Raw genomic sequence first — 6,693 nt, forward strand, 5'->3', positions numbered from 1 at the left:
TCTGATCCGCCTTCTGGTCAAGCGCGTTGAGATTGATCGCGGCGACATCACGGTGGTGTTCCGTGTCGCTCCGCCGCCCGATCCGAGCTATGGTGGTTCAGACAGCGGCAGTTTGCACCATTGTAGGAGGGGTCAGGATGATGCCAGCGGTGTGATGATCGGCAGGCTCCCGGCCGGGCAGCGCGGTAAAGCTCGGCAGCTCCGACAGAGCCACGTTCATACGGAAGGTGCCGGAGCCTGACTTCCAGCGCCGGATGCGGGCAAGAAAGTCCGGCGGCAGCGCCTGCTCAGGCACCAGTCTGTCGAACAGAAGCTGCGGATGCACGTTGCTGGCCACGGCCCGGGCCCGGATGGACCGGCCGTCCTTGAGCACGACGCCTACCGCTCTGTCCTTCTCGACGATCACCTCCCGGACGAGAGCATCGACCTCGATCTCCACCCCTCGCTCGCGGGCAGCTTTCGCCATGGCCTGGGTAATCGCTCCCATGCCGCCAATGGCATGGCCCCAGGCGCCCTTCTTACCATTCACCTCACCAAAGACGTGATGCAGCAGGACATAGGCAGTGTTGGGCGTGTAGGGGCTGGCGAAGGTGCCGACGATGGAGTCGAAGCCGAAGGCAGCCTTGACGCAGTCGGCATCGAACCAGCCGTCGAGGTAATCGCCGGCCGACTTGGTGAAAAGGTCAAGCAGGGCTCGTCGCTGGGCCATGGACAGCCGGCGCAGGCGATGGCCGGTGCTCAGCGCCTTCCAGCCCTCTGACAGGGCCCCACGCCAGCCGCTGTCAACGAGGTTGGGCGGCTGCTGCAGGGTAAGGTCGCGCAGCACATCTGCAATCGCGTCGATCTCGGCCGCATAGGCCTCGTAGCGCTCAGCATCGCGTGGACTGAAGCGCGCAATCTCCGAGCGGGTCACGCCCTCGCCTGTTTTGAGGTACTGCCCGTCCGGTAGCGGGAAGAAGTTGGCCAGGCGGCGCTCAACGATCCGCAGGCCGTGGCGGGGCAGATCGAGGTCGCGGATGATCTTGGGGTTGAGCAGACTGACCGTGTAGGACGCGACCGAGTTGCGGAAGCCGGGGTGAAACTCCTCTGTTACGGCGGCTCCTCCGACGACGGAGCGCTGCTCGACCACCTTTACCCTCAGACCGGCGGCGGCGAGGTAGCAGGCACAGACGAGGCCGTTATGCCCTGCTCCGATGATCACCACGTCATAGCTGTCCGCCACAAGCGTCCTCCCGTTGGTCCGAACCGGAGGCAGGATATCGACATCGGGAGGGTCTGCCACCCGGCCGGCTAGGCAACCTCAGCAAGTACCTGGCGGATGGTGGCCAGTGGCAGGCCGAAATGCTTGGCGACTTGGCTCGGAGCCACACCCGCCAGAAGGGCAGCCCGCACCGCCTTACGCTGCCCCTCCTGCAATGTGGATGAGGTCTTGCCGGGCCGTGAGGACTGGCCCCGTGGTTTCGAGGGGCGCGGACTGAGGCGCTCAAGAAATACGCTGGCATTTCTGACCGCCGCCTTCAACTCAGGCCGGCTCCCCCTGCCCGTCTCCATCCGGCGCTGCAGTTCATCCACGAGTTGGCCAAGATGCTTTGCCAGTTGTGCATCAGACAAGCTGGCCAGCGCCGGCGATTCGAGCGGAGCAACAGCCGGTTGCGACGAAGGCGTCGGTATGGTGAGTGTGACCTCGAACAGGTCGAGAGTGCGAGGCGAAGATCCCTTGTGCGGCATAGGATTTATATGGGTATTCCGTTGCCCTTATCCAAGCTTGGAGGGAGTTCGTCGCATCGTGCACAGAGGCTCCAAATGCTCCTGGTTCCAGTAGTTCGGGGTCATTTCCACCATTTCACGTACCCGTCCGGGGTTAGTTCAATCTCCGGCTTCGGCATTGTCCGCTGACCCTTGCGTTCCACGGCCTTGGAATCTCGGATTCTCCTGGACGCCTTTGGGATCGTGGAATCATCCGGGGGCCGAGTTTGGGCGATCGGCTCCGCGGAGTCGGGCGTCTCACGAGCCGTTTTACGGATCTTCCGCGCCGGCGGTGCGGCGTGCGTGTTGGCTGTTGGAGCAGCAGGTGCCGGACGGGACGGAACGACCGCCTTGCGTCCCGCCACCTTTGTGCCGGTTTGCTTCTGTCCAGCGCGGGCCACTGGCTCGGGGGTAGCAGGCGTCGTGCCATGGCCAGGGATCGCGTCTCCGGGTTCCGCCATGTCCAAGCCAAACAAAGCCGAGATGTCGTCCGTCTCCAGGACCTTGCCGGCATCGGCCGGCCGACTTGCGATTGGCAGCGCCGTGTCAAGGTCGGCCACCAGGTCCTTCTCGTCCACCGCACGCAGCCGGAACAGAAGCTCGGGTGCCTCGTCGAGCCGGGCGCCGACGCCATACAGCACCGCAGCGACGTGCTTGCACATCGAGGCCCCGTCCGGGCAGGTGCACGAGAACCGGATGTCCGTCGGCTTGGGGAACAAGCCTCTGTCCTGGCGGCAGATCCGCTCCATCACGCCCTTGGAAAACCGGCCTTGCAGCAGTTCGATAAGGGAATCGATGCCACCGGCGCAATCCCTACAGATCGACCGCCACAGCGTCGGCCCCAGCGCCGTGATGCTGACGCTGACCCTGTAGATCGATGATCCGCTCACCACCGCGTTGATCTCCAACGCCGAGATCTGAAGGTCGATCACCGCACCATTACGAACATAGGTGCGGCCACGCGGCAGGCGGTTGTCGAAATCCTGATAGTTCTCCAGGTTGTCGCACCATGCCTTGCCCCAGAAGGTCCGGGCGATGGTGCGCCCCTCCAGGACGACAGGGGCGACCGGGTGTCCCTTCTTGCGCAGCTTCTCTACCTCGCGCGCGGCTTGCTTCCGACGCTCCGCAACCGGAACGTAGCGGGGCCATGCTTCATAGAACCAAGGAGCCATCCGCCTTACTCCGCCATGACCGACTTCAGATCAAGGGTCACCATCCGCAGCAGATCCTCGTCTTTCATTTCGGTGAGGTTGATCTCGTCTCCACCAGCCAGCAGATCGTCCGACAGGCCCTTCTTCGCCTCGATTAGGGCGTCGATCTTCTCCTCCACTGTACCCTGGCAGACGAACTTGTGGACCAGCACGTTGTTCATCTGACCGATCCGGAAGGCGCGGTCGGTAGCCTGGTTTTCCACCGCCGGGTTCCACCACCGATCGAAGTGGACGACGTGAGACGCCGCGGTCAGCGTCAGCCCCGAGCCCCCTGCCTTCAAGGACAGGACGAAGAACGGCACGGTCTCGTCCTCCTGGAAGGTTCGGACCAGCGCCCGGCGGTTCTTGACTGGGGTATCGCCATGCAGGACCAGCCCGGGTCGGCCGAAGATCCTGCCCAGATACGCGGCCAGTGGCGCCGTCATCTCGCGGAACTGGGTGAAGACCAGCATCTTCTCCTGGCGGGCGGCGACCACCTCGGCGATCTCGCGCAGGCGGGCCCACTTGCCGCTGTCCGCCTCGGCCCACTTGCCATCGTTCAGCCACTGCGAGGGATGATTGCAGATCTGCTTCAGCCGCATCAGTGTCGCCAGCACGATCCCCTTGCGCCGGATCCCCTCGGCATCCTGCAGGGCTTCAGTCAGATCCGCCACCGTCTTGGCGTAGAGGGCGGCTTGCTTGCGGCTTAATGGACACAGCGCCTTGACCTCCGTCTTGTCCGGCAGGTCGGTGATGACAGTATTGTCGGTCTTCATTCGCCGCAGGATGTAGGGCCGGACCAGATCCCGAAGCGGGCCGTAGGGGTTGTGCGGTCGCTCGGCCAAAGCCTTGGTGGTGCGGCCGAACTCCTTGGCGCTGCCAAGCAGGCCGGGATTGATGAAGTCGAAGATCGACCACAGGTCGCCGAGGTGGTTTTCCACCGGCGTTCCGGTCAGGGCGATCCGGGATTCAGCCTGCAGGGCCTTGGCGGCGCGGGTCTGCTTGGCGTTGGGGTTCTTGATCGCCTGCGCCTCGTCGAGCACCACGAAGCGCCAGGACGTTGCGCCCAGCACCGGCAGGCGCAGCAGCGAGCCATAGCTCGTGATCACCAGGTCCAGATTTGCTAATCCCTCGGCTGCCATCTGATTGAGGTCTTCAGCCGACATCGCCGAGGGATGCACGATCCTCGCGTTCAGCCCGGGGGCGAAGCGCTCGATCTCCGCCGCCCAGTTGGCCAGCAGCGATGCCGGAGCCACCAGCAGGCTCGGCTTGCGCGCGGCTCCCTTTCGCTTCTGGATCAACAGTAGCGACAGGACCTGGATCGTCTTGCCCAGCCCCATGTCGTCGGCCAGGCAGGCGCCAAGCCCAAGCCCACTCAGGAGGTGGAGCCATTCGACACCAGCCTTCTGGTACGGGCGCAAGCGTCCCTTCAAGGCTGGGCCAGGATCAACACCGGCACCGTCAGGGTTGCGCAGCGCCGTCAGCGTCTCGGTCAGCCACGCTCCGGCCGTGATCTGCGACCACTCGGCCGCCGCGGCAGGCTCTTCGTCCCCGGTGGCCTCAGTGCCGGCCAACAGGCGCATGGCCTCAGCAAAGGTGAGCCCCTCCTGCTCGGCTAGGTCCTGTACCTCCTTGAAGCGGCGCATCGCGCGGTCCAAACGCGGACGATCGATCTCGACCCATTGGCCGCGCAGCAACACCAGGGTCTCGGTGCCGGCAAGCAAGGTGGCCATCTCCTTTGCGGTGAGCGCCTCACCCTCCAGGGTCACGTCCATGTGGAAGTCGAGCAGGGCGTCAAGGCCTGTCCCGGATGGCGGACGGGCGCCAACCGTGGCGGTGACCTGCGGGCGCGACGGGCGGCCTTCGCGCCAGTACGCGGGCAAGCGCACGATCACACCGGCGCTTTCCAGGTCGGGAACGCTGTTCAGGAGCCGTGCGGCCTCCGCTGGACTCCAGCGCAGGGGATGGAAGATCTCTCCGGCATCGACCATGGCCTTGAGCCAGCCAAAGTGCTCCGCCGCCCGCTGCACCGGCACCAGCAATGACAACAGCTTGTCCCGATTGGCAGCGCCGGCGTATTCGCGCAAGGCCTGACCGAGCGGCACATGCTGGGCCTTTGCCTGGGCCGACAGGCGCGTGGTGTAGGTGGCCAGGAAGGCAAATGGCCATTCCGGGTCGCGGCGGTTCTCGGCCAGATTGAAGTGGACCCGGCCGATCAGGTTCCAGGCCGGGTTCAGCGTCCGAAGGAACGCTTGCAGGTCAGTGCCGGCTGCTCTGACCGAGGCGGTAAACGCGGTGCTGAGATTGACCCACAGCCCACGCAGCATGTCGGCGGTCAGGTATTCCGCCCCTGGCATCATCGGGGCGGTCAGGACGAATGTGGCGAGTTCGGCCTCGGCCGGCGGGGCCATGGCGGACAGGAAAGCGGCGGACGGCCCCTCTCCACCCCCACCTGATCCGTGAAGACAGACCGCCTCCACATAGCGTACGGTGAAATCACGCCACCAGATGAAGGCAGGCGGCAAGGATTGGCCGATCTCGCCCGCGCCAAGCTGCAACAACCCATATCCGGTGCCACGGCCAAACGCCTCGGCCAGTCGTGCCGCGACTTTGTCATCCAGGGAGGGCGCGTCGACTGCCTCCTCTAGCAGGAGGTGCCCGCGCGGGGTGAGACGCAACTGGATCCGGGGCATCGTGGCTGCAGGCACTCCGAAATGTTTCAATCCGCGCTGCCCGTTTTACAGAAGCCGCAGTAGCCTCTGAACCCGGCTGAGAGCCTTCACGAGGAGCACTGGAGCCCGCGTCGGACAGTTGGCCAATCTCGTCCAGATCGCGGCCATTGCGCCTAATCAGGCTCCAATGAGAGGGGCATGGCACCATGGGTCACTGGGATGCGCCACGAATGCTCATGCTCTCCGTCTGTCCCACGAGGCGTCACCCTGTCGCAAGCTAATCGTCCTCTCCTGCGGCGGGTGTCTCAGAAGCGCGTCGCAGGATCCCGCGCCGCCGATCATACAGGTGCAGGATTCTATCCGGTGCCAGCGCGTCCGGCCAGAAGGTAAAGCCGGCGTGCTGCTGCAGGAACAGATCCTGTCCGCACCCCGGGACCAGGCATTCCCGCTTGCCCTTCGGACACTGCGAGAAGGAGCAGAGCCGGCCGCGATAGGCGTTCGCCTCTCCTTGCAGAATGAAGATCTCGACCTGATGGTGAGCCACCCCGATCTGCTTTTCCGCGAACAGCCGGTGGAGGGCCATGCTGCGGGCCCGATTGAGCGTCTGGAGCCGGTCCAGGCGATTGAGCCACACGGCCAGATCGACATCCTTGCATTCGTGCCAGACCGGAACGTCCCAGTATCGGAACGGCTGAAACCGCGGCACCTCCCGCCACAACGGGCGGGCGACCGAGCCGATCAACGCCACCGCCGCGACCTCAGGGATCCCGACGAGCGCTGCGGTCACGGCATCAGCGGCCAGACGAAACTGCGCCTGCCGGTCCAGCATCTGGCTGTCCTGTGCGGCAATCGCCCGGCGTGTGGGTCGTCTCATGGTCAAACGCGTTCCAATCGAGCGTCAAAACGGAGAATGGAAATCGCAAATGACTCAAGCTGGGTTGAGATCGAGCCCTCTGCGGTAATCGGGGCAGTTTGGGGGGCGAACCCGCCTTAGGCTTGAGTCACAAGAACTGCGAGCGGTGGGATCTTCGGCTGATCCCCATTCAGCCCGAGGCGATCCCCAAGATAGTCGAAGAACGACAGCC

General features: G+C 64.6%; 4 protein-coding genes and 1 pseudogene. All 5 read right to left on the reverse strand.

The annotated features are described in order from the left end of the window. Positions 1-127: 127 nt before the first annotated feature. A pseudogene (locus FS320_RS35375) lies at positions 128-1,222 on the reverse strand (phytoene desaturase family protein); the annotation flags it as partial. Between the two features lie 68 nt (positions 1,223-1,290). After that, positions 1,291-1,611: a hypothetical protein gene (locus FS320_RS35380; RefSeq protein WP_244627598.1), complete on the reverse strand. Its 321-nt coding sequence runs from the start codon at positions 1,609-1,611 to the stop codon at positions 1,291-1,293. A gap of 218 nt (positions 1,612-1,829) precedes the next feature. Further along, complete coding sequence (locus FS320_RS35385; protein ID WP_152717042.1) at positions 1,830-2,918, reverse strand: SWIM zinc finger family protein; 1,089 nt, start codon at positions 2,916-2,918, stop codon at positions 1,830-1,832. 5 nt (positions 2,919-2,923) lie between these two features. After that, on the reverse strand, positions 2,924-5,629 hold the full coding sequence (locus FS320_RS35390; protein WP_152717043.1) for a DEAD/DEAH box helicase: 2,706 nt from the start codon (positions 5,627-5,629) through the stop codon (positions 2,924-2,926). 256 nt (positions 5,630-5,885) lie between these two features. Then, positions 5,886-6,482 (reverse strand): hypothetical protein, encoded by a 597-nt coding sequence (locus FS320_RS35395; protein WP_152717044.1) that lies wholly within the window; start codon positions 6,480-6,482, stop codon positions 5,886-5,888. Positions 6,483-6,693 lie beyond the last annotated feature (211 nt).

Origin of the sequence: Microvirga tunisiensis, from assembly GCF_009296175.1 — a bacterium.
In the GTDB taxonomy this organism is placed as follows: domain Bacteria; phylum Pseudomonadota; class Alphaproteobacteria; order Rhizobiales; family Beijerinckiaceae; genus Microvirga; species Microvirga tunisiensis.

What these genes read in the sequence shown, in the direction of transcription:
- FS320_RS35385 (WP_152717042.1), bottom strand. Translation starts at nt 2,918, where the DNA reads ATGGCTCCTTGGTTCTATGAAGCATGGCCCCGCTACGTTCCGGTTGCG.
- FS320_RS35390 (WP_152717043.1), bottom strand. Translation starts at nt 5,629, where the DNA reads ATGCCCCGGATCCAGTTGCGTCTCACCCCGCGCGGGCACCTCCTGCTA.
- FS320_RS35395 (WP_152717044.1), bottom strand. Translation starts at nt 6,482, where the DNA reads ATGAGACGACCCACACGCCGGGCGATTGCCGCACAGGACAGCCAGATG.